Annotated in this window: 20 protein-coding genes and 1 pseudogene; 15 read left to right on the forward strand and 6 right to left on the reverse strand. The window is 71.9% G+C overall.

Annotated elements, in window-relative coordinates; all coding sequences use genetic code 11:
- Nucleotides 1-148 precede the first annotated feature (148 nt).
- Both polA and ACZ6I3_RS03605 read left to right on the forward strand, forming a co-directional pair.
- Nucleotides 149-2875, forward strand: coding sequence for a DNA polymerase I (polA, locus tag ACZ6I3_RS03600; RefSeq protein ID WP_469411301.1), 2727 nt, complete (start codon nt 149-151; stop codon nt 2873-2875).
- A 331-nt stretch (nt 2876-3206) separates the two neighbouring features.
- Nucleotides 3207-3665, forward strand: coding sequence for a hypothetical protein (locus ACZ6I3_RS03605; protein ID WP_469411303.1), 459 nt, complete (start codon nt 3207-3209; stop codon nt 3663-3665).
- Here the strand turns inward: ACZ6I3_RS03605 and ACZ6I3_RS03610 are convergent.
- A complete protein-coding gene (locus tag ACZ6I3_RS03610) occupies nt 3583-4440 on the reverse strand; it encodes a DUF4184 family protein (protein ID WP_469411305.1) in 858 nt (285 codons plus the stop codon). The two genes, ACZ6I3_RS03605 and ACZ6I3_RS03610, sit on opposite strands and share 83 nt — an antisense overlap.
- A gap of 315 nt (nt 4441-4755) precedes the next feature.
- On the opposite strand from ACZ6I3_RS03610, the gene ACZ6I3_RS03615 reads away from it, so the two are divergent.
- The 3 genes from ACZ6I3_RS03615 (at nt 4756) to pgfA (ending at nt 7827) form a co-directional block, all read left to right on the forward strand.
- Nucleotides 4756-6510 (forward strand): lytic transglycosylase domain-containing protein, encoded by a 1755-nt coding sequence (locus tag ACZ6I3_RS03615; protein ID WP_469411306.1) that lies wholly within the window; start codon nt 4756-4758, stop codon nt 6508-6510.
- Nucleotides 6511-6674: 164 nt separating this feature from the next.
- Entirely contained in the window at nt 6675-6809 is a 135-nt protein-coding gene (locus tag ACZ6I3_RS03620; protein WP_382827939.1) for an SPW_0924 family protein, read from the forward strand.
- A gap of 25 nt (nt 6810-6834) precedes the next feature.
- Nucleotides 6835-7827, forward strand: coding sequence for a cell envelope lipid trafficking protein PgfA (gene pgfA / locus ACZ6I3_RS03625; protein WP_469411309.1), 993 nt, complete (start codon nt 6835-6837; stop codon nt 7825-7827).
- Here pgfA and hrpB read toward each other — a convergent pair.
- Together hrpB and ACZ6I3_RS03635 are read right to left on the reverse strand one after the other, a co-directional pair.
- A complete protein-coding gene (gene hrpB, locus ACZ6I3_RS03630; RefSeq protein ID WP_469411311.1) occupies nt 7817-10369 on the reverse strand; it encodes an ATP-dependent helicase HrpB in 2553 nt (850 codons plus the stop codon). The genes pgfA and hrpB overlap by 11 nt on opposite strands.
- 16 nt (nt 10370-10385) lie before the next feature.
- Entirely contained in the window at nt 10386-11264 is an 879-nt protein-coding gene (locus ACZ6I3_RS03635) for a class I SAM-dependent methyltransferase (protein ID WP_469411687.1), read from the reverse strand.
- 320 nt (nt 11265-11584) lie between these two features.
- Here ACZ6I3_RS03635 and rpsA point away from each other — a divergent pair, with 320 nt between their 5' ends.
- From rpsA to ACZ6I3_RS03655, 4 genes are all read left to right on the forward strand, one after another.
- Nucleotides 11585-13087, forward strand: a complete 1503-nt coding sequence (gene rpsA, locus ACZ6I3_RS03640) for a 30S ribosomal protein S1 (RefSeq protein ID WP_469411313.1) — start codon at nt 11585-11587, stop codon at nt 13085-13087.
- A 238-nt stretch (nt 13088-13325) separates the two neighbouring features.
- Complete coding sequence (locus tag ACZ6I3_RS03645) at nt 13326-14264, forward strand: PAC2 family protein (protein ID WP_469411316.1); 939 nt, start codon at nt 13326-13328, stop codon at nt 14262-14264.
- 30 nt (nt 14265-14294) lie between these two features.
- Entirely contained in the window at nt 14295-14933 is a 639-nt protein-coding gene (gene coaE, locus ACZ6I3_RS03650) for a dephospho-CoA kinase (protein ID WP_469411317.1), read from the forward strand.
- Between the two features lie 50 nt (nt 14934-14983).
- Nucleotides 14984-15364, forward strand: coding sequence for a tetratricopeptide repeat protein (locus ACZ6I3_RS03655; RefSeq protein WP_189728861.1), 381 nt, complete (start codon nt 14984-14986; stop codon nt 15362-15364).
- Between the two features lie 37 nt (nt 15365-15401).
- Here the strand turns inward: ACZ6I3_RS03655 and ACZ6I3_RS03660 are convergent, their stop codons facing one another.
- Nucleotides 15402-15665, reverse strand: a complete 264-nt coding sequence (locus ACZ6I3_RS03660; protein WP_469411319.1) for a DUF6343 family protein — start codon at nt 15663-15665, stop codon at nt 15402-15404.
- A gap of 159 nt (nt 15666-15824) precedes the next feature.
- Here ACZ6I3_RS03660 and ACZ6I3_RS03665 point away from each other — a divergent pair, with 159 nt between their 5' ends.
- The 3 genes and pseudogenes from ACZ6I3_RS03665 (at nt 15825) to ACZ6I3_RS03675 (ending at nt 18118) form a co-directional block, all read left to right on the forward strand.
- A complete protein-coding gene (locus tag ACZ6I3_RS03665; protein WP_469411321.1) occupies nt 15825-16505 on the forward strand; it encodes a class I SAM-dependent methyltransferase in 681 nt (226 codons plus the stop codon).
- A 30-nt stretch (nt 16506-16535) separates the two neighbouring features.
- A pseudogene (locus ACZ6I3_RS03670) lies at nt 16536-17520 on the forward strand (protein kinase family protein).
- A 136-nt stretch (nt 17521-17656) separates the two neighbouring features.
- The gene (locus ACZ6I3_RS03675) at nt 17657-18118 is read left to right on the forward strand and encodes a DoxX family protein (RefSeq protein WP_469411324.1); all 462 of its coding nucleotides are present in this window, start codon (nt 17657-17659) and stop codon (nt 18116-18118) included.
- Between the two features lie 82 nt (nt 18119-18200).
- Here the strand turns inward: ACZ6I3_RS03675 and ACZ6I3_RS03680 are convergent, their stop codons facing one another.
- On the reverse strand, nt 18201-18725 hold the full coding sequence (locus tag ACZ6I3_RS03680; protein WP_469411326.1) for an RNA-binding S4 domain-containing protein: 525 nt from the start codon (nt 18723-18725) through the stop codon (nt 18201-18203).
- 122 nt (nt 18726-18847) lie between these two features.
- On the opposite strand from ACZ6I3_RS03680, the gene ACZ6I3_RS03685 reads away from it, so the two are divergent.
- From ACZ6I3_RS03685 to ACZ6I3_RS03695, 3 genes are read left to right on the forward strand one after another with little or no spacing between them, the layout of a single operon-like run.
- Entirely contained in the window at nt 18848-19561 is a 714-nt protein-coding gene (locus ACZ6I3_RS03685) for a helix-turn-helix domain-containing protein (RefSeq protein ID WP_469411328.1), read from the forward strand.
- On the forward strand, nt 19558-20892 hold the full coding sequence (locus ACZ6I3_RS03690) for an MFS transporter (protein ID WP_469411331.1): 1335 nt from the start codon (nt 19558-19560) through the stop codon (nt 20890-20892). Before ACZ6I3_RS03685 ends, ACZ6I3_RS03690 begins: the two co-directional genes overlap by 4 nt.
- Nucleotides 20892-21596: a uracil-DNA glycosylase gene (locus ACZ6I3_RS03695; RefSeq protein ID WP_469411332.1), complete on the forward strand. Its 705-nt coding sequence runs from the start codon at nt 20892-20894 to the stop codon at nt 21594-21596. Before ACZ6I3_RS03690 ends, ACZ6I3_RS03695 begins: the two co-directional genes overlap by 1 nt.
- On the opposite strand, the gene ACZ6I3_RS03700 is transcribed toward ACZ6I3_RS03695, so the two are convergent.
- A complete protein-coding gene (locus ACZ6I3_RS03700; RefSeq protein ID WP_469411334.1) occupies nt 21593-22246 on the reverse strand; it encodes a GntR family transcriptional regulator in 654 nt (217 codons plus the stop codon). The two genes, ACZ6I3_RS03695 and ACZ6I3_RS03700, sit on opposite strands and share 4 nt — an antisense overlap.
- Nucleotides 22247-22431: the final 185 nt, after the last annotated feature.

Here is a 22431-nt window from a genome sequence, read left to right on the forward strand (position 1 = left end):
ACAGGTCTCCTGCGCTGTGAGACAGGTCTCCGATCCTCGCACGGGGTGGTGACATCGAGTGGGGGCGGGCCCGGGGGACATCCGGCCCCGGAGCCCGCGGGGCCGGGGCCGGGGCCGAGTGTCAGTGGGGCGTGGCAGGATCGGGGGCGTGGCAGAGACAGCATCGAAGACGACCGACAAGACCTCCGGCGGCAGCCGCCCGCGACTGATGCTCATGGACGGGCACTCGCTGGCCTACCGTGCGTTCTTCGCGCTGCCCGCGGAGAACTTCACCACCGCGACGGGCCAGCCGACGAACGCGATCTACGGCTTCGCGTCGATGCTGGCCAACACGCTGCGCGACGAGGAGCCCACGCACTTCGCGGTCGCCTTCGACGTCTCCCGCAAGACCTGGCGGTCCCAGGAGTTCACGGAGTACAAGGCGAACCGCTCCAAGACCCCGGACGAGTTCAAGGGCCAGGTCGAGCTGATCGGCGAGCTCCTCGACGCGATGGGCGCCGCCCGCTTCGCGGTGGACGGCTTCGAGGCGGACGACGTCATCGCGACCCTCGCCACCCAGGCCGAGGCCGAGGGCTTCGAAGTGCTGATCGTCACCGGCGACCGTGACTCGTTCCAGCTGGTCAGCGAGCACACCACGGTGCTGTACCCGACCAAGGGCGTCTCCGAGCTGACCCGCTTCACCCCGGAGAAGGTATTCGAGAAGTACGGGTTGACGCCCGCGCAGTACCCCGACTTCGCGGCCCTGCGCGGCGACCCGTCCGACAACCTCCCCGGCATCCCCGGCGTCGGCGAGAAGACCGCCGCGAAGTGGATCAACCAGTTCGGCTCCTTCGCGGACCTCGTCGAGCGGGTCGAGGAGGTCAAGGGCAAGGCCGGCCAGAACCTCCGCGACCACCTCGAGGCGGTCAAGCTCAACCGCCGGCTCACCGAGCTGGAGCGCCAGGTGGAGCTCCCCAAGGGCGTCACCGAACTGGAGCGGGCCCCCTACGACCGCACGGCCGTCGCGGTGGTCCTGGACACCCTGGAGATCCGCAACCCCTCCCTGCGCGAGCGGCTCTTCGCCGTCGACCCCGGCGCCGAGGAGGCCGAGACCACCCCGGTCAGCACGGAGGGCGTGGAGCTGGACGGCACGGTGCTCGGCACCGGCGAGCTGACCGGCTGGCTCACCGAGCACGGCACGCAGCCCCTCGGTATCGCCACGGTCGACACCTGGGCGCTCGGCACCGGCTCGGTCGCCGAGATCGCGCTCGCCGCGCCCGGCGGACCGGCCGCCTGGTTCGACCCCTCCCAGCTGGACGAGGCCGACGAGACGGCCTTCGCCGCCTGGCTCGCCGACGCCGAGCGGCCCAAGACCTTCCACAACGCCAAGGGCGCGATGCGGGTCTTCGCCGAGCACGGCTGGAGCGTCGAGGGCGTCACCATGGACACCGCGCTCGCCGCCTACCTGGTCAAGCCGGGCCGCCGCTCCTTCGACCTGGACGCGTTGTCCCTGGAGTACCTGCACCGCGAGCTGACCCCCGCCGCCGCTGCCGACGGCCAGCTCGCCTTCGGCGCGGACGAGGGCGCCGAGGCCGAGGCCCTGATGATCCAGGCCCGCGCCGTCCTCGACCTGGGCCAGGCCTTCGAGAGCCGCCTGGAGGAGGTCGGCGCGGCCGACCTCCTGCGCGACATGGAGCTGCCCACGTCCGCGCTGCTCGCCCGCATGGAGCGGCACGGCATCGCGGCCGACCGGGCCCACCTGGAGGCCATGGAGCAGATGTTCGCGGGCGCAGTCCAGCAGGCGGTGAAGGAGGCCCACGCGGCGGCCGGGCACGAGTTCAACCTCGGCTCGCCCAAGCAGCTCCAGGAAGTCCTCTTCGGCGAGCTGGCCCTGCCCAAGACGAAGCGGACGAAGACCGGCTACACCACGGACGCCGACGCCCTCGCCTGGCTCGCCGGCCAGACGGACAACGAGCTGCCGGTGATCATGCTCCGCCACCGCGAGCAGGCCAAGCTCCGCGTCACCGTCGAGGGCCTGATCAAGACGATCGCCGCGGACGGCCGGATCCACACCACCTTCAACCAGACGGTCGCCGCCACCGGCCGCCTGTCCTCGACGGACCCGAACCTGCAGAACATCCCGGTCCGCACCGACGAGGGCCGCGCCATCCGCCGCGGCTTCGTCGTCGGCGAGGGCTTCGAGTCCCTGATGACGGCCGACTACAGCCAGATCGAGCTGCGCGTGATGGCCCACCTCTCCGAGGACGAGGGCCTGATCGAGGCCTTCACCTCGGGCGAGGACCTGCACACCACCGCCGCCTCCCAGGTCTTCGCGGTCGAGCCGACCGCGGTGGACGCCGAGATGCGCCGCAAGATCAAGGCCATGTCGTACGGCCTGGCCTACGGACTGTCCGCCTTCGGCCTCTCCCAGCAGCTGAACATCGAGGCGGCGGAGGCCCGCGCCCTGATGGACGCCTACTTCGAGCGGTTCGGCGGCGTACGGGACTATCTGCGCCGCGCGGTCGACGAGGCCCGGGCGACGGGCTACACGGCGACGCTCTTCGGGCGCCGCCGCTACCTCCCCGACCTCAACAGCGACAACCGCCAGCGTCGTGAGGCGGCGGAGCGGATGGCCCTCAACGCGCCCATCCAGGGCACGGCGGCCGACATCGTGAAGATCGCCATGCTCAAGGTGGGCGACGCGCTGAAGGAGGCCGGGCTGGAGTCCCGGATGCTGCTCCAGGTGCACGACGAAATCGTGCTGGAGATCGCCCCGGGGGAGCGCGCGGCCGCCGAGGAACTCGTCCGCCGCGAGATGGCGGACGCGGTGCACCTCCGTGTCCCGCTGGGCGTCTCGGTGGGCGCGGGGGCGGACTGGGAGTCGGCGGCACACTAGGCGCCGCGCCGCGCTGCGCTGCTTGGGCCGGGCTGGGTCGGGCCGGGCTGGGCAGGGAGCAGGGGCGGGGTGGTGCTTCGGGACCGGGGCTCGTCGGGCGGCCGGAGAAGGCCGGCCCGGCTCCGTCCCGCCTCCGCCGAGGTACCGGACCTGGCTCGGTCCCACCCTGGCCCCGGTCCCACCCTGGCCCCGATCCCACCCCGGCCCCGATCCCATCCGGGCCCCCACCCCGGCCGAGCAGGGCCCGCCCTGGGCCCAGCCCCACCAAAACCATCACTCGCGTGGCCCCCGTGAAGGCGCCCCCGCCCCCGACCGTCGCAAGGATGCGGGCATGGGTATACGCACGCTCCTCGGCCGCACGGCACCAGGCGTGGCACTTGCGCCGGTCCGGGTCTACGCGGCCGACTCAAGCACGCTCCGCGTCCCCGAGACCCGCGCCACGGCCCTGCGCCGGACGACGGCGGGTCTCCGTAACCGCCTGGCCTTCGGACGCCGGCCCACCGACTCCGCCGGCCTGCTCACTGCGCTCTCGGAGACCGGCGACCTGCCCGGCAGTCCCGGGACACCCGGCGAAACCGGCGGAGCCACCCCCCGCCGGGCCTGGTCCGACCGGGCGCGCGGCTACCTGACCCTCGTCCTCACCCTGCTTCCGCGGCCGCGCCCCGCGCACACCACCATCACGGTGTACATCGCGATGGCCGAGCCCCTCAGCGAGCGGCCGGACGGCTCGGCTCCGTATCGCCGGTACGGCCAGGACCGCCGGGGGCCGGAACCGGGCGCCGCGCCCTGACCACCACGGCGTACAACAGCAGCGCCGGGACGAGCCCCGCCCCCGCGCCGAAGCACACCGTCGGAATGATCTCCCACGGCTTCGCGGCCGAACCCCAGTAGGCCCACCACCGCGCCGCCCGCTGCACCGCCCCCACCAGCGCGAAGCCGCCGATCACGGCCCCGGCCGCCCAGCGGTCCCGTGCCGCCAGCACCGGGACCCCCACCGGTTCGCGCACGGGCATCCGCCGCAGCGCGCGCACCACGAACACGGCGATCACCACCGCGGCAACCGCCGAACCGCCGTACTGCAGGTACCAGTACAGCGGCGAGCCCGCCACCTCGCGGCCCAGCACCGGAAACAGCCGCATCCCCCACCGGTCGAGGTGCGTGAACGCGTCCCACACGACGTGCGTCAGCGCACCGAGCACCGCGGACACGTACCACCGCGCCACCAGGGCGGGCGTCACCCGCGCGCGGGGCGCCCCGCATCGCACCAGGGCGGCCACCCGACCCTGCCGGGCCCGCGGCAGCAGCGCCACCAGTGGCTCACGCATCAGCAGCCACAGCCCCACCAGCGCCCAGGCGATGAGCACATCGACCGTGAACACGCCCCGGAACGCGTGCGTGACGTCACCGAACTCCATCGCCCCGGACAGCACACTCGCCGCGTAGTAGGTCATGTCGGGCGCGAGGGAACCCGCCACGAGGACGGCGGGGACCAGCGGGCCCCGGCCGGTCCCGTCGGTGCGTACGGCGGGCAGCACGGCCGCCGCGTGGCTCAGCGTGAACGGCAACTCTGCTCCTGGTGACGGTCGTTGCCCAGCGATCGGACCGCCCAGTATGCGGGATGCCGAACATCGGCCGCCCGCCGAACTCGCCCCATGACCAACCGGTGAAAACCGGGCACGAACGGGTGCCCGAGCAAAGGAAGTTGCCGTAGGGTCGCCAGGGTCACCGTGCCGGGGACGAGAGACATGCCTGCCGGAGGGCAACCACTCGGGCCGGTCGATCGTCACAACAGAGCGAACGCAACAGAAGAGCGCGAACGCAACAGAAGTGCGCGACAGGCAGAGACGGGCGCTGGAGCGTCCACGGGAGGGGTTCACTCTATGGCGGCGCAATTCGGCAGGAGGCTGCGCAAGGGGGCGGCAACCACCGCCGTGGCCGCGGTAGCGGTCGCGGCACTGTCCGCCTCCCAGGCTCCGGGCGTGAACGACCACGGCAGACAGACCGCGGCGGACGCCACGCCCTCACCCGACGCGAGTGCCTCCGAGGGCAGCGCCACCGGCAACTCGCCGTACTACACGGACCTGCCGCCGCTCAAGAGCCCGAACCCGTCCCCGAGTACCGGAACGGGCCCCGCCGCCCCCGGTACCGCCGAGGCGGGCATCCCCGCGACGGTCCTCGACGCCTACAAGAAGGCCGAGACCGCGCTGAACGAGGCCAAGCCGGGTTGCAACCTGCCCTGGCAACTCCTCGCCGCCATCGGCAAGGTGGAGTCGGGCCAGGCCCGCGGCGGCCGGGTCGACGCCGACGGCACGACGATCTCGCCCATCCTCGGCCCGCAGCTCGACGGCAACGGCTTCGCCCTCATCCGGGACACCGACGACGGCGCCTACGACGGCAACAGCTCCTACGACCAGGCCGTCGGCCCCATGCAGTTCATCCCGTCCACCTGGAATTGGGCCGGCCGCGACGGCAACGCCGACGGCAAGAGGGACCCCAACAACATCTACGACGCGGCGCTCGCCGCCGGGCACTACCTGTGCCGCTTCGACTGGGACCTGTCCGACCAGGACGACCTCGACCGCGCGATCCTCAGCTACAACAACTCGCGGGAGTACCTGAACCTGGTCATGCGCTGGGTGGAGTACTACCGCAAGGGCACGCACGAGATCCCCGACGGCACCGGCACGCTGCCCGGCAACCGCAGCGACGACGGAGCCGGGTCGAGCCCTTCGCCCTCCACGCCGAGCACCCCGAGCACCCCGAGCACGCCGACCACCCCGGGGCCGGGTGGCTCGAAGCCCAAGCCCGGCCCCAAGCCCGAGAAGCCCGGCGGCGGCTCGACGACCCCGAAGCCGCCCACCGACCCCGGCACCACCCCGACCCCACCCCCCTCGACGCCTCCCACCAACACCGACACGGTGGACCACCTGGAGGACGCCGGAACCGCCAAGCTCACCGCCATGGCCGGAGACGCGTTCACCAAGCGGATCAGCACCCGCGCCGAGACGAAGGCCGGCAAGGCCGTCGGCAAGGTCAGGGTCCGCTTCACGATCATCGGCAGCACGGACACCACCTTCACCGGCGGCGAGAACATGGCCACGGTCGCCACCAACAGCTCCGGCGTCGCCGTCGCTCCCGCACTCCAGGCGGGGGAGAAGACGGGTGAGGTCACCGTCCGCGCCACCGTCGTGGGCCGCACGGTCGCCGGCCTCGACTACACGGCCACCGTCACCGAGCGCGCCGCTGACGTGCTGGCCCGCACCGGTGACACCGCGCTGACCTGCGCCCCGGGCGGCGAGTTCGCCGACCAGGTCGAGGTGAAGGCCACGTACAAGGGCGCCGTCGCCGACGGCGTCGCGGCCACCGCCACGCTGATCAAGTCGGCGGACGACCCGACGGCCAACGACAAGGGCCCCTACTTCAAGGACGCCGACGGCAAGGCCGTACGCACCCTGAAGGCCCTGAAGACGGATGCCAAGGGCCTGCTGAAGCTGCCGAAGCTGTACGCGGACGACGCCACCGGCACGTTCCTGCTCCGCGTCAACACCGCGGGCGGAGCGACACTCACCGTCGAACTGACCGTGGCGGCGGCCGAGACGTCCTCGCCGAGCCCGTCCACGAGCCCCGGCGCGTAGTTCTCAGGTAGTACGGACGACCAGTACGGACGACCAGTACGGACGACGCCCCTCTTACGGGAGGGGCGTCGTTGTGTGTGCAACGTGTTCTCATCTCCGCCGCGCGTTGCTACGGTGCGGACAAACCTGACGGTGCATCAGCTCAACCGTGGGGAGGCCCCCGTATGCGCACCCTCGTCGCCGCCGCCACCGGTCTCGCCCTCGCGTTCGCCGTGGTCCTGACGCTGACCGCCCTCGGCTCCCCCTCGGGCGGGACGTCCCCGAAGCCGCTGCTGACGACGGTGCCCGCACACCCCTGACCGCCCGCCCGGGACGGAGGCCGAGATGCGTCGCAAGGCCGCTCTGATCCTGCTCGCCCTCGCCGTGTTCTGCACGGCACTGTCCCCGCTGCTGCGCTGGTACGCCTTCCCGCGCCTTGCCAAGGTCCCCGCGAACCAGTACCAGGACATGGTCCTGGAGGCCCGCGACGCCACCCTCCTGGACTACGGCACCATGCGGGCGAAGAAGGTCCCCAAGGTCACCATCGTCCAGACCCTCAAGGGCAACGTCGAGGCCTCCGAGAGGATCGAGGAGTCGGCGGGCCGGGACGTGGTCGTCTGGGACGGCCTGTCCTACGTCGTCGGCCCCGACGGCGAGATGGTGTCGAAGATCCCCGAGCGCTACATCTTCGACGCCCACACCCAGGAGCCCGTCCACGCCACCGGCGAGTCGGTCGACGGCGACCCGGTGCGCCGCGAGGGCATCGAGTTCAAATGGCCCTTCCTCACGGAGAAACGGGCCTATCAGTACTTCGACGCCCAGGCCCGCCTCACCGCCCCCATCCACTACCAGGACACCCGCACCTTCCGAGGCCTGGAGGTCTACTACTTCGAGCAGACCATCCCCTGGACCAAGGTGAAGATCCCCAAGACCCTCCCCGTGGAGGGCCTCACCCCCGAGTCGGTCGCCCAGACCGGCACGACCCGCTGGTACACCACGGTCCGCAAGTTCTGGGTCGAGCCCCTCACCGGCGCCCCCGTCTACGGCGAGGAGATCCACAAGGAGGAACTGCGCGGCGGCGCCCTCCTCGGCGACCGCGACAAGGTCACCGCGTTCGCCGGCCACGTGAAGATGCGCGAGGACTACATCACGCACACGGTCGACCTGGTGAAGTCCCAGCGCCTGCTCATCCTGCTGATGACGTCCTACCTGCCGTGGGGCTCGCTCACCCTCGGCGTCCTCCTGCTGGCCCTCGCGCTGTACCTGGAGGCTCGCGGCCGCCGCCCCTCCGGCCCGGCTCCGAGAGCGTCGGAGGAGCCCTCACAGGTCAGCGCCTGAGCCGGGCGTTGGTGTACCGGGTCGGCTCGGCACCCGCCGGGTCCTCGGGCCACGGATGCTTCGGATACCGCCCGCGCAGCTCCGCCCGCACGCCCTTGTAGCCGTCCCGCCAGAACGAGGCGAGATCGGCCGTGACTGCGGCCGCCCGCCCCGCCGGGGACAGCAGATGCACGAGCAGCGGCACCCCGGCGACCCGGGGCGACTCCTGCAGCCCGAACATCTCCTGCAACTTCACCGCGAGCACGGGCTGCTCGGGCCGCGCATAGTCGACACGGATCCTCGACCCGCTCGGCACGGCCATCCGCTCCGGGGCCAGCTCGTCGAGCCGCCCGGCCTCCCCGGAGGCCCAGGGCAGCAGCCGGGCCAGCGCCTGACCGGCGTCGATCCGCGCCAGATCGGCCCGCCGCCGTGCCCGGCTCAGCTCCGGCTCCAGCCACTCGTCCACGCGCGCGTGGAGCGCGTCGTCGGCGACATCGGGCCAGGGCTCACCGAGGTGCAGCCGCAGAAACGCGAGCCGCTGCCGCAGGACCTCGGCATCCGCCGACCACCGCAGCAACCCGAGCCCCTCCCGCCGCAGCCCGTCCAGCAGCGCACCGCGTACGAGCCCCGGATCGGGGTCCTTCAGCGACCGCACGGCCAACTCCACGGCCCCCAGCCGCTCCACCCGCCGCGCCACGACGTCCCCACCGTCCCAGCACACCTCGTCCCGCTCGTCCAGCAGCGCCCCCGCGGCGAGCCGGGCCACCCTCTCGTCGACCACGGCCCCCGACTGCACACGCGCGTGCCCCTTGCCGACAGGCCGGTCCGCCACGGCGACGGCGACCCAGCCGGCCCCTCGCAGCGCGCTGCCCTCGCTCATCTCGGCCCGGGTCCCGGACACCATGAGGCACGACCCACCGTCGGCCCTTGCGACGCGCTCGGGATAGGCGAGAGCGGCGACGAGCCCGACCTGCCGGTCCTCCGAGGCATCCGCCCACGCCTCGGCCTCCGTCTTTTCCTCTGCCAGTGGAGGGCGGTTACGGGTGAGTGGGTGGGAAATCTCAGAGCCGAGGGCCCGCAGCCGCCGAACCTCGCGACGCCACCGTGTGGCATAGGCGTCACCCTCACGCCGAGCACGACGCAGCGCACCCGCCAGATCATCGCCGTACTCCCGAGGTGCCTCCTCGCTCAGCAAGGCGACCACCTCCGAGGCCCGATCGACCCCCACGAACGGCACGGAGTCGAGCAACGCCCGCCCCAGCCGCGGATGCAGCCCCAGCCGCGACAGGGCAACTCCCCGCTCGGTCGCCCGCCCGACGGAGTCGACCGCCCCGACAACGCCCAGCACATCCCGAGCCGCAGCCATGCCCCCGGAAGGCGGTGGATCCAGCAACGCCAGCCCGGACGCGTCAGGATCCCCCCAGCACGCCACCTGCAGCGCGAACGCCGTCAGGTCGGCCACCTTGATCTCCGGCGAAGGAAAACGCGGCAGACGCGCGTCCTCGGCCTCCGCCCAGCAGCGGTACACCGCCCCCGGCGCCTCACGCCCGGCCCGCCCCGCCCGCTGCCGCCCGGCCGCCTGCGACGCCCGTACCGTCGTCAACGCGCTCAACCCGCGCGCGTGGTCGACCCGCGGCTCGCGCGCCAGCCCCGAGTCCACGACGACCCGCACGCCCGGCACCGTCAACGACGACTCCGCCACCGACGTGGCCAGCACGACCCGCCGCCGTGCACCCGGGGCGAGTACCGCGTCCTGCACGGCGGCCGGCGCCCGCCCGTGCACCTGCAGCACTTCGACGTCCCCAAGGCCCCCGAGCTGCCCGGCCACCCGGGCGATCTCGCCCACGCCCGGCAGAAAACACAGCACGTCCCCGTCCCGCTCGGCCAGGGCCCGCCGCACCACCGACGCCACATGCGTCAGCAGCGCCGGATCGACACGCATCCCGTGCGGCGGCCGTACGGGATGCACCGGCGGCGTCCACACCACCTCCACCGGATACGCCGCCCCCTGGGCCTCCACCACCGGAGCGTCGCCCAGCAGCGCCGCCCACCCCTGCGCGTCGGTCGTCGCCGAGGCGGCCACCAGCCGCAGCTCGGGCCGCAGGGTCTGCCGCACGTCCCACAGGAACGCCGCCGCCGTGTCCGCGTCCAGATGGCGCTCATGGCACTCGTCGAGCACCACCACGTCGACACCGGTCAGCTCCTGGTCCCGCTGCAACCGCTGCACCAGCACACCGGTCGTGACGACTTCCACGCGCGTGTGCCGCCCGACGACCCGTTCCCCGCGCACGGTGTGGCCGACGCTCCCGCCGGGCTTCTCGCCCAGCAGCCACGCCATCCGGCGCGCCGCCGCCCGGGCCGCGATCCGCCGCGGCTCGGCCACGATCACCCGCCGCTCAGGCCCCTCCCCGAGCAGCCCCGCGAGGGCCAGCGGCACCAGCGTCGTCTTGCCGGTGCCGGGCGGCGCCACGAGGACGGCGGTGCCGTGCCCCTCCAGAGCGTCGTCGAGGGCGGGCAGGGCACCACGTACGGGCAGGGCGTCCAGGGCGTCGTAGCGGATCACGCACTCAGTCTCTCCCTCAGCCTCCGGCCGGGGGTGTCCCCATCTCGCTTCGCTCGCACACGAAGATGGCCGTCCCCGGGATCAGGTTCCCGCGCAGCGGCGACCAGCCGCCCCACTCGGAGGTGTTCCAGGCCGGCCACTCCGGCTCCACCAGGTCCACCAGGTGGAAGCCCGACACCGCGACGTCCCGGACCCGGTCGCCGAGCGTCCGGTGGTGCTCGACGTAGACCGCGCGGCCCTCCTCGTCCTGCTCGACGTAGGGCGTGCGGTCGAAGTACGACCCCGACACCGACAGCCCCTCAGGCCCGGGCTCGTCCGGGAAGGCCCAGCGGATCGGATGCGTCACCGAGAAGACGAGACGGCCCCCGGGCCGCAGCACCCGGCGCACCTCCCGCAGGACAAGGCGCGGGTCGGCCACGAAGGGCAGCGCCCCGTACGCCGAGCAGACGAGGTCGAACGAGCCGTCCGCGAAGGGCAGCGCACCGGCGTCGGCGCACACCAGGGGGACCGATCCGCCGATGCGCAGCGCGTGCTGCAACTGGCGGTGCGAGATGTCCAGGGCGACCGGCCGGGCACCCTGGCCGGCCAGCCAGCGCGAGCACTGCGCCGCGCCCGCGCCGATCTCCAGGACGTCCTTGCCCTTCAGGTCCTCCGGCGGGCCGAGCAGCTCGGCCTCCACCTCGTCGAGGCCCTCGGGGCCCCACACGAATCGGTCGTCGCCGAGGAATGTGCCGTGCTCGACCTGGTACTCGTCCGCGTTGCGGTCCCACCAGCCACGATTGGCGCGGGAACTCTCCGTGACCCCGGCGGAACGCCGGGTCGCCTCGGGTTCGGACGCTTCGAACTCTTGGATGATCGGCTCCCTCGTCGTACTCTTCCGTCCAGCCCGTCCCAGAGGCGTCGCGAAGGGGTGCCGTACGGCCCGCGTGGCCTCGCAGGACAGGACTTGTGCCGGTTATGCGGCGATCTGCCCCGGGTGGGCGGCTTCGCGCATTGACCCTGCCCGGCTGCCCCCGTATGCTACAAGTTGCGCTGCGGGCTTGCGCACCTCAGACGTAGCAGGCTGCGCTCGCACTGTATGTATGTCCCCTCGGTTGTCGAGGCGCCACCGGTTTTGTGTGGCGCTTCCTTGGCTGTCCGGCTTCTGCAGAGCGAAACGGGCTCCGGCGTAGCAGTACCTACGACTTCAATGTCCGTACCGGAGCCCTTTCCCACATGACGAGCAGCACCGAGACCACCGCAACGACCCCGCAGGTTGCGGTCAACGACATCGGTAACGAGGAAGCCTTCCTCGCCGCGATCGACGAGACGATCAAGTACTTCAACGACGGCGACATCGTCGACGGCGTCATCGTGAAGGTCGACCGGGACGAGGTCCTGCTCGACATCGGTTACAAGACCGAAGGCGTTATCCCGAGCCGCGAGCTCTCGATCAAGCACGACGTCGACCCCAACGAGGTCGTCGCCGTCGGTGACGAGATCGAAGCCCTTGTTCTCCAGAAGGAGGACAAGGAAGGCCGCCTGATCCTCTCGAAGAAGCGCGCCCAGTACGAGCGTGCCTGGGGCACCATCGAGAAGATCAAGGAAGAGGACGGGATCGTCACCGGTACCGTCATCGAGGTCGTCAAGGGTGGTCTCATCCTCGACATCGGCCTCCGTGGCTTCCTCCCGGCCTCCCTGGTCGAGATGCGCCGCGTTCGCGACCTCCAGCCCTACGTGGGCAAGGAGCTCGAGGCCAAGATCATCGAGCTGGACAAGAACCGCAACAACGTGGTCCTGTCCCGCCGTGCCTGGCTGGAGCAGACCCAGTCCGAGGTCCGCCAGACGTTCCTCACCACCCTCCAGAAGGGTCAGGTCCGTTCCGGCGTCGTCTCCTCGATCGTCAACTTCGGTGCCTTCGTGGACCTGGGTGGCGTCGACGGTCTGGTCCACGTCTCCGAGCTGTCCTGGAAGCACATCGACCACCCCTCCGAGGTTGTCGAGGTCGGCCAGGAAGTCACCGTCGAGGTCCTCGACGTGGACATGGACCGCGAGCGTGTCTCCCTGTCGCTGAAGGCGACCCAGGAAGACCCGTGGCAGCAGTTCGCCCGCACCCACCAGATCGGCCAGGTCGTGCCCGGCAAGGTCACGAAGCTGGTTCCGTTCGGTGCGTTCGTCCGCGTGGACGAGGGCATCGAGGGTCTGGTCCACATCTCCGAGCTGGCCGAGCGCCACGTGGAGATCCCGGAGCAGGTCGTCCAGGTCAACGACGAGATCTTCGTCAAGGTCATCGACATCGACCTCGAGCGTCGCCGCATCAGCCTCTCGCTGAAGCAGGCCAACGAGGCCTTCGGTGCCGACCCGGCCACGGTCGAGTTCGACCCGACCCTGTACGGCATGGCCGCGTCCTACGACGACCAGGGCAACTACATCTACCCCGAGGGCTTCGACCCCGAGACCAACGACTGGCTCGAGGGCTTCGAGTCCCAGCGTGAGGTGTGGGAGAACCAGTACGCCGAGGCGCAGACCCGCTTCGAGCAGCACCAGGCGCAGGTCATCAAGTCCCGCGAGGCCGACGCCGCTGCGGCGGCCGAGGGCGGCGACACCGCGGGTGCGGCTCCGGCCGCGAGCGGTGGCGGCGGTTCGTACTCCTCCGAGGGCCCGGACAACTCCGGTGCGCTGGCCTCGGACGAGGCGCTGGCCGCGCTGCGCGAGAAGCTGGCCGGTGGGCAGAGCTGAACGCCCACTGAGCTGTAGCTCTTGACTGAGGGGCCGTACCTTTCGAGGTGCGGCCCCTCAGCGCTGCTCGGGAGCGGCGGTCGGGGGTCGGCTGCCGGCCCGGTGGGGGCTTGTCGCGCAGTTCCCCGCGCCCCTTCGGGGTGTTGTCCCCCGTGGCAAGATCATGATTCTCCTCCTCCGGGAATGCCCGTGGCCGTAAGGGCGTTGTGGCGTATGAACACGAGGAGGAGCGGTCACTGTGCTTGATCCGCAGGGTTTGTACGCATGGGAGCCGAAGGGGCTGGCTGTCGTCGACATGGCGCTCGCCCAGGAGTCGGCCGGTCTTGTCATGCTCTACCACTTCGACGGATACATCGACGCGGGGGAGGCGGGCGACCAGATCGTCGACCGGCTGCTCGACTCGCTGCCCCACCAGGTCGTCGCCCGCTTCGATCACGACCGGCTCGTGGACTACCGGGCCCGCCGCCCGCTGCTGACGTTCAAGCGCGACCGCTGGAGCGACTACGAGGAGCCCGCCATCGAGGTGCGGCTCGTGCAGGACGCCACCGGAGCGCCGTTCCTGCTGCTGTCCGGCCCCGAGCCGGACGTGGAGTGGGAGCGCTTCGCCGCGGCCGTGAAGCAGATCGTGGAGCGGCTCGGCGTCCGCCTGTCCGTGAACTTCCACGGCATCCCCATGGGCGTCCCGCACACCCGGCCCGTCGGCCTCACCCCGCACGGCAACCGCACCGACCTGGTCCCGGGCCACCGCAGCCCGTTCGAGGAGGCGCAGGTCCCCGGCAGTGCCGAGTCCCTCATCGAGTACCGCCTGCTCCAGGCCGGACACGACGTCCTCGGTGTCGCCGCCCATGTCCCGCACTACATCGCCCGCTCCCCGTACCCGGACGCGGCCCTGACGGTCCTGGAGGCCATCACGGCGGCGACCGGACTGGTGCTGCCCGGTATCGCCCACGCCCTGCGCTCCGACGCCCACCGCACCCAGACGGAGATCGACCGGCAGATCCGCGAGGGCGACGAAGACCTCACCGCCCTCATCGAGGGCCTGGAGCACCAGTACGACGCCGTCGCGGGCGCCGAGACCCGCGGCAACATGCTCGCCGAGCCGGTGGACATCCCGTCGGCCGACGAGATCGGCAAGGAGTTCGAACGCTTCCTGGCGGAGCGAGAGGGCGACACCTGACCGGCAGAGGGAGCGTCTAGGCTTCCGGGCATGGTGAAGGTTGGTCTGACCGGCGGCATCGGTGCCGGCAAGAGTGAGGTGTCACGGCTGCTCGTCGCATGCGGGGCCGTGCTGATCGACGCGGACCGCATCGCGCGGGAGGTCGTCGCGCCGGGGACCCCGGGTCTCGCCTCGGTCGTGGAGGCCTTCGGCGAGCAGGTGCTCGCCCCCGACGGCAGCCTTGACCGCCCCAAGCTGGGCTCCATCGTCTTCGCCGACGCGGCGAGACTCGCCACCCTCAACGCGATCGTGCACCCGCTGGTCGGCGCCCGCTCCCGTGAGCTGGAGGAGGCCGCCGCCGAGGACGCGGTCGTCGTCCACGACGTCCCGCTCCTCACGGAGAACGGCCTCGCACCGCTGTACGACCTCGTCATCGTCGTCGACGCGGCCCCCGAGACCCAACTCGACCGGCTCGTACGGCTGCGCGGCATGACCGAGGAGGACGCACGGGCGCGGATGGCCGCCCAGGCGACGCGCGAACAGCGCCGGGAGATCGCGGACGTCGTCGTCGACAACGACGTCCCGCTGGAGGAACTGGAGCGCCGCGTGAAGGACGTGTGGGCCGAGCTGGTACGCAGGTCCCACGCGTCCCGGCCGGACGCTCAGGGCCGAGCGGCCCCTCAGGAATAGCGGCACCCCGAGGGGGCGTTGAACCTTTCCAGTGAGGGAAGGACTCTGCCGTGCCCGAGACCAGCGGTTCCACCGGACGTACCCCGGAGACGCATGTCATCGACTTCCGCGCCGCCGAGCAGCTGCTCGCCGCGCGGGACCCGCGGGGCGCGGTGAAGCTGCTCGACGGAGTCATCGCCGCGCACCCGGAGAACACCGCCGCGCGACTGCTGCGCGCGCGTGCCTTCTTCGCGGCGGCGCAGCTGCGGCCGGCCGAGCTGGAGTTCTCGATCGTCCTGGAGCGAGAGCCGGACAACGCGTTCGCCCACTTCGCGCTCGCCCGCACCTATGAGCGGCAGAACCGCCCCGACCAGGCGAAGCGCCATTTCCGCCTGGCGGCGGCGCTGGACCCGAACCCGCAGTTCCAGAAGGCCGCGCGCTTCGACTCGTGAGCGGCCGTCCCCGTCCGCCTCGGCTGCCCCGGCTGTCTCAGGGGTGGTCCTCGGGTGGCCGGTAGGGCGGGATGTCGGGGCCCGGCTGCCAGTGCGGGCCCTGGCGGATGTGCCTGAGGACGACGACCAGGTCGATCGTGACGACCAGCAGCAGCACCCCGCAGGCGATGGCCCAGCCGGGCCGGCCGGCGAGCGTGAACGCGACCGTCCCGAAGAGCGCCCAGACCAGCCCCCACACACTCAGCCAGAAGCGCGCCCGCAGGGCACTGCGCGCAGTCGCCGGTTCACTGCCTGTACGCATCGCGATCTCCACTCCTGCTTGCAACGTACTCCCCGCTACGGACGCGGACCACCGGGGGGCCGGGGCCCGTGCGGGACATCGTTCACCCGGTCGGGTGAAGGCGGCCGGGAGAGGAACTGGCGTGCGGGCGTGAGCCGTTGGACCGGCATGGAGATGAAAATGCGTGAGGGGTACGAGGGGACGGGACCCGGGGCCATCACCCCGGACGGCTGCGCGGTGGAGCTCTACTCGCGACTGCCCGTCGGGGACGAGCCGGACATCATTGCCGCAGCGGTGCCCAAGGGCGCGAGCATCCTGGAGCTGGGCAGCGGCGTCGGCCGCATGACCCGTGGACTGCTGGAGCGCGGGTTCACGGTCACAGCGGTGGACGAGTCCGCCGAGATGCTGGAGCGCGTGCGCGGGGCCCGGGCGATATGCAGCCCGATCGAGGCCCTGGACCTGGGCGAGACCTTCGATGTGGTGCTGCTCGCGTCGTTCCTCGTGCACGCGGGGGATGCCGAGGTGCGGCGGGGCTTGCTGCGCACCTGTGCGCGCCATGTCGCGGAGGGCGGCAGCGTGCTGATCCAGCGGGAGGGCGCGGACTACCACACGAACCTGCCGCGCGAGCGCGTGGACCCCAGCGGCTTCACCGTGCGGATCGTGTCGGCGGAGCCGGTCGGCGACGGGGTCAACTCGGTGCGGGCGGAGTACGAGTTCCCGGACGCGGTCTGGACACAGACGTTCCGGGCACGACCGCTGACCAAGGACCAGTTCGAGGAGGCGCTGGAGGAAGCGGGCCTGAAGGCGGACCGGTATCTGACGGAGGACGGGACATGGGTGAGGGCGGTGCGGGCGGCCTAGGAGACCGAGGTGCGTGAGAAGGCGGATGGAGTGGCGGAGCCCGGGCGTCTCGTCGGCTACGACACGGTCTCGACGTCCCTGGCGCTGCTCGGTGACGCCGAACTGCGCGAGCTGGTCGACGCGGCCACACCGCTGGGCACCGGCATCGGAGGGAAGTCGGCCCGGCTGGACGTGTCCGGCACGCCGGTCTTCGTGAAGCGGGTACCCCTGACGGACCTGGAGCGGCAGACGCAGCACCTCCGGTCCACGGCCAACGTGTTCGGGCTGCCGATGGTCTGCCAGTACGGCGTCGGCGGGCCCGGGTTCGGGGCGTGGCGGGAGGTCACCGTCCACACCATGACCACGAACTGGGTGCTCTCCGGGCAGTTCCAGGGCTTCCCCCTGATGTACCACTGGCGGGTCCTGCTACTGGGGAGGGAGCGCGGCGGTACGGCGGCGTATCGAGGCCCTGCAACAGTCCTCGGCGAGTGTCGCCCTGTTCCTGGAGTACGTCCCCCAGACGCTCCACGCATGGCTGACGGCTCAGGTGCGAGCCGGTGGCGAGGCGCTCGACCGGGCGTGCTCCCTGGTGGAGAAGGAACTGCGGGCCGGCACGTCCTTCATGAACAGCCGCGGGCTGCTCCACTTCGACGCCCACTTCGAGAACATCCTGACCGACGGCCGGCGCCTGTACTTCGCCGACTACGGCCTCGCCCTGTCCACCCGTTTCGACCTCTCGCACACCGAGGCCGAGTTCTACGACCGGCACCGCACCTACGACCGTTGCTACACGGCCAGTTGGCTCGTGAACTGGCTGGTCACCGCCCTGTACACGGGCGAATGGGAGGAGCGTGGGGCACTGATACACGCATGGGCCGAAGGGCGAAAGCCCACGGGCGCGCCACCCGGGACGGCGGAGATCCTCAGCCGCAACGCCCCGGTCGCGGCCGTGATGACGGACTTCTACCGTCGGGTCCAGGGGGTGAGCAGGACGACGCCCTACCCGGGGGACAGGCTCCTGCGACTCTGCCCGTGACGGGCGGGGCCGAGCGGGCATCGAGGTGAAGAGAGGCTGGGAGGGCAGAAATTCCGCTGGGCGGCGATGAGTTCGCGGGCGAGCGGCGGTCTACCTCTTCGACACCACCACGGACCGCTTCCCCCAGGAGACCTTCATGTCCGAGACCACCCCTCCCGTCACCGCCGCTTCCGCTTCTGCCGGCGTCGTCGTCGCCGAGTCCGCGACCGCTCGCGGGCGGCGCGCCCGGCTCGCCCTGCGCGGTCTTCAGGTGCTGCTCGCCCTCTTCTACGCGATCCCGAGCGCCCTGCCCAAGCTGATCGCGCACCCGTCCGCCGCCGAGTCCTTCGAGAAGCTCGGCTGGGGCAGCGCGGGGATGTACACCATCGGGGTGCTCGAACTGGCCGGAGCGATGGCCCTGTTGATCCCGGTGCTCCAGTCGGTGGCGGCGATGGCGTTGAGCGCGTTGATGGTGGGCGCGTTCGTCGTGCAGGTAGCCGTGTTCGACGGGCAGTACGCGGCGACGCCGCTCATCCTGATCGTGCCGCTCGCCCTCATAGCCTGGGCGCGGCGGGGGCACAACGCGGAGCTGCTGCGACTGCTGCGGCGACGGGCGTGACCGGGTGACACCGTGCCGCGTGCGACGCCGACGGTGTCCGGGGCGAGCCCAGGGGCTCGCCCCGGACGTCGACGTGTTGCCCTCAAGACGTGGGCTTGCCGACGTCGCTGCCGAGACCGTCGCCGTCGCCCGGGCCGGTCAGTCCGCGCAGGCGTTCCATTTCGCGGCGGTCCCGCTTCGTCGGGCGGCCCGCGCCGCGGTCGCGGATGCCGGCCGGGGCGACGGCCTCGCGGGGCGGGGGCGGCGGGGAGTTGTCGATGTAGCACTGTGCGGCGACGGGGGCGCCGACGCGCTTGCGGATCAGGCGCGTGACGATCACGACTCGCTCCCGGCCCTCGTGCCGCAGGCGCACCTCGTCGCCGACGCGTACGGCGTGTGCGGGTTTCACGCGGTCGCCGTTGACGCGGACGTGCCCGCCGCGGCAGGCGGTGGCTCCCATGGAACGGGTCTTGACGAGACGTACGGACCAGATCCAGCTGTCGACGCGGACGGTCTCGCCGCTCTGCGGCCCGGCCGCGTCGGCGGCGGCGATCGCCTCGGCGACCTTCGGGTCGAGGGCCTTCGCCTCTCCGTCGCCGGTGTTGTTCGCCGCACCTTGTGAAGCCATGTCCCCGACCCTAGTCCTCCGAGTGGTCCGATCAGGTGGGGAATTCTCCTCCGACGGCATCTACAAAACAAGTTTTGCAAAATGTCTTTTGCTGAATGCCCGCGGCGGCCTACCCTCCCGGCATGGACAGCGACGAGCACAATCGCGTACTCGACCCCGAGCACGACACCGCCGCCCTGAAGGCCCTCACCCACCCCCTGCGCATTCGGCTGCTCGGGCTGCTGCGACAGGACGGGCCCGCCACGGCCAGTGAGCTCGCCGTGCGGACGGGGGAGTCGTCGGCGTCGGCCAGTTACCACCTGAGGGTGCTGGCGAAGTACGCCTTCATCGCCGAGGCCGAGCATCGTGACGGGCGGGAGCGGCGCTGGCGGGCGCTGCACACCGTGACGTCCTGGAGCAACGAGGCGATGGAGTCCTCCGAGGCGGGCCGGGCCTTCGTCAGCCTGGCGCGGCGGCGGCAGTTGGAGCACCTGGAGTCGTCCCTCGCCCGGCACGAGGCGGACATGGCCGGCGGGCGACTCGGTCAGGAGTGGGTGGAGGCGTCCGGGATCAGCGACCTCATGCCCCGCCTGACGGCCGGGTCGCTCACCGAACTGTGGGAAACGATCGCCGGGAAGCTGGAGGAACTGACCGCCCGGGACGCGGACGACCCGCGCGCCGAACACGTGGTGCTCCTCACCGCCGGCTTGCCGCTCGCCCCGCACGACCGTGAAGACGTAGACCCGCACGACCGTGAGGACGCAGGCCCGCACGACCGTGAGGACGCAGGCCGGCAAGGCCGTGCGGATGCAGACCGGCAAGGCCCTGCGGGCGGGGCCCGCGAGGGCACCTCATGACGCATCTCGTTGCCGAGGTGCCCGGGATACGGGCCGCTCGTCGCCGTTACGCCACCGTCTGCGCGCTCTTATGGCTGCCGCCGGGCCTCGGTATGGCCTCGATGGTCCTCCTGTTCAGCGAGCGCGGGATGTCCCTCGCCGCGGTGGCGGGCCTCTTCGCCGTTCACTCACTGACCGTGGCCGTGCTGGAGCTGCCCACCGGCGGGCTCTCCGACGTCCTCGGGCGGCGGCCGGTCCTGGCCGTGGCCGGTGTGCTCAACCTCGTCGCCGCGCTCCTGGTCGGCCTCGGCACCACCGCCTGGGTGCTCACCGCCGGCATGGTGCTCATGGGCGTGGCCCGGGCCTTGGCCAGCGGTACCGCGGAGGCCTGGTACGTCGACACCGTGCAGGAGGTGTCCGGCCCCGACGCCGAGCTGCGGACGGGGCTGGCCCGGGGCGGATCCGCGACCTCCGCCGCGCTCGCGGTCGGCCTGCTGCTCGGCGGGGCCCTGCCCTGGCTGCTCGGCATCGGACCCGACCTCGGTGCCAGGCTGAGCGGGGCGACCTCCGGGGCGGTGCCGCCCCTGGCCGTTCCCGTGCTGCTCGGAGCCGTGGTCAGGGTCGTCTTCGTCTTCTATGTGCTCGCCGTCCTGCGGGAGCCGCCGCGACCGCCGGCCACCCTGCGATCTGTGCTGCGCGGCGTGCCGGTCACCGTCCTGGGCGGGCTGCGGCTGGGCGGACGGGACGCGCTGGTCCGCCGGGTCGTGCTCAGCGCCGCGGCCGCCGGAAGTGCCCTGGCCGTCATCGAACTGCTCATACCGGGCCGTACCGTCGCGCTGACCGGGGCGACCGGGTCCGGGGCGCTGGTCTACGCCGTGCTCGCCTGTGCGGGTTTCGCCTGCTCCGGCGTCGGCAGCCACCTCGCCCCGCTCGCCGCCCGGGTCGCGGGCGGCGGCGAGCGGGCCGTGCTGGTCTGCCTCGGGGCGGCGGCGAGCGGCCTGCTCCTGCTCGGTGTCACCGCGTCCGCCGTACACCCGGTGGCCACGACCCTCGCGGTCGCCGGCTTCTGCCTGATCTACCTCGGTCTCGGCGCGGCGGGCCCCAACGAGAACGAACTGCTGCACCGGCGCGTCTCTAGCGAGGGCCGCGCCACCGCCCTGTCCGTCCAGTCCCTCGCCCAGCAACTGGTCGGCGCGCTCACCGGCCTCATCGTCGGGGTGATGCGGCCGGGCCCGCTGCCATGGCTCCTGACGGGGGCCGTGCTGCTCGCCGGGGCGCTGCTGTGGCTCCGCCGCGGAGAGGAGCGGGCCGCGCAGCTCACCACCACCCGCCCCGCGCCTACCGTGGAGTGATGGACTCCAGCGGCCTTCCCCTCCTCGACCGGCGCATCGCGGACTGCCGGGCCTGTCCGCGGCTGGTCTCCTGGCGTGAGGAGGTGGCCCGTGCCAAGCGGGCCGCCTACGCGGACTGGACGTACTGGGGCCGGCCGGTGCCCGGGTTCGGGCCGGCGGACGCCCGGCTGCTGATCGTAGGGCTCGCCCCCGCCGCCCACGGCGGCAACCGCACCGGGCGGATGTTCACCGGCGACCGCTCCGGGGACGTCCTGTACGAGGCGCTGTACGACGTCGGTCTCGCCTCGCAGCCCACGGCCGTGCACGCCCACGACGGCCTGGAGCTGTACGGCGTACGTGTCACCTCGCCCGTGCACTGCGCCCCGCCCGCCAACAAGCCCACTCCCGAGGAGCGGGACACCTGCCGTCCCTGGCTCGTGCGGGAACTGGAGCTGCTGCGTCCGACCCTGCGTGCCGTCGTCGTGCTCGGCGCCTTCGGCTGGCAGGCCGCGCTGCCGGCGTTCGCCGAGGCGGGCTGGTCCGTGCCCCGGCCCCGCCCCGCCTTCGCCCACGGGGCCCGCTATGACCTCGACGGCCTGGAACTCTTCGGCTGCTTCCACGTCAGCCAGCGCAACACCTTCACGGGCCGGCTCACCCCCGCGATGCTGCGCGACGTCCTGCGAACGGCCGGGCAGGCGTCGGGCCTGCCCACCGACGGCGGCTAGGGAGCCTCTTCGCCGAACAGATGCCGCACCGTGGAGCGGTAGTTGGTGCGTACGTGCCTGAGCGCGTGCGCGCGGGCCCGGTCCGGGTCGCCCGAGGCGATCGCCTCGTACAACTCGCGGTGCTCGACGAGGAGCTGGGGCCACTCCTCGTTGCGCCGGGTCATCCAGCGCAGCCGGCCGGCGACCGGTTCCAGGGCCTCGGTCAGCAGGCTGTTGCCCGCCATCGCCATGATGCGGTCGTGCAGGCGGCTGTTGACGTCCGTGATCACCTCGGCGTCCTCGGCCTCGGTCGCGGCGGCGGCGCGGTCGATCAGTTCCTGGACCTCGGCCAGGTCCTGCGGGGTCGCGCGGGACGCGGCCAGTCCGGCGGCGTAGACCTCCAGCGCCTCGCGCAGTTCGAACAGTTCCTTGACATCGGTCGGGGTGAGGCGGCGTACGACCGTACGGCGCGGGGTCTCGAAGTGGACGAAGCCCTCGGCGACGAGGGCCCGGATCGCCTCCCGTACCGGAACGCGCGAGACGCCGAAACGCTCCGCCAGCTCGCGTTCGACCAGGCGGTCGCCGGGGCGGAGGCTGCCCGCGATGATCTCCTGCCGCAGCTCGGAGGTGACGCGTTCGCGTACTGCGCCCAGGGGTTCGATCTTCGTCATGCAGCCCATCTTCGCCGAGGCGAGGTGTCTTTTACCCAGCGTTAACAACAGCGACATCGGTCAGAACGGTTGACGGGGAGACCATGACGCAGTTTGGTATACCAAACACCCGCCCGCTGAGCAGTTTCCACCGAACAGTTGCCATCGAGCAGCCCTCCGTCGTCCCCTTGCTCATGGAGGTCCCC

This window comes from Streptomyces sp. NPDC041940 (assembly GCF_055589465.1).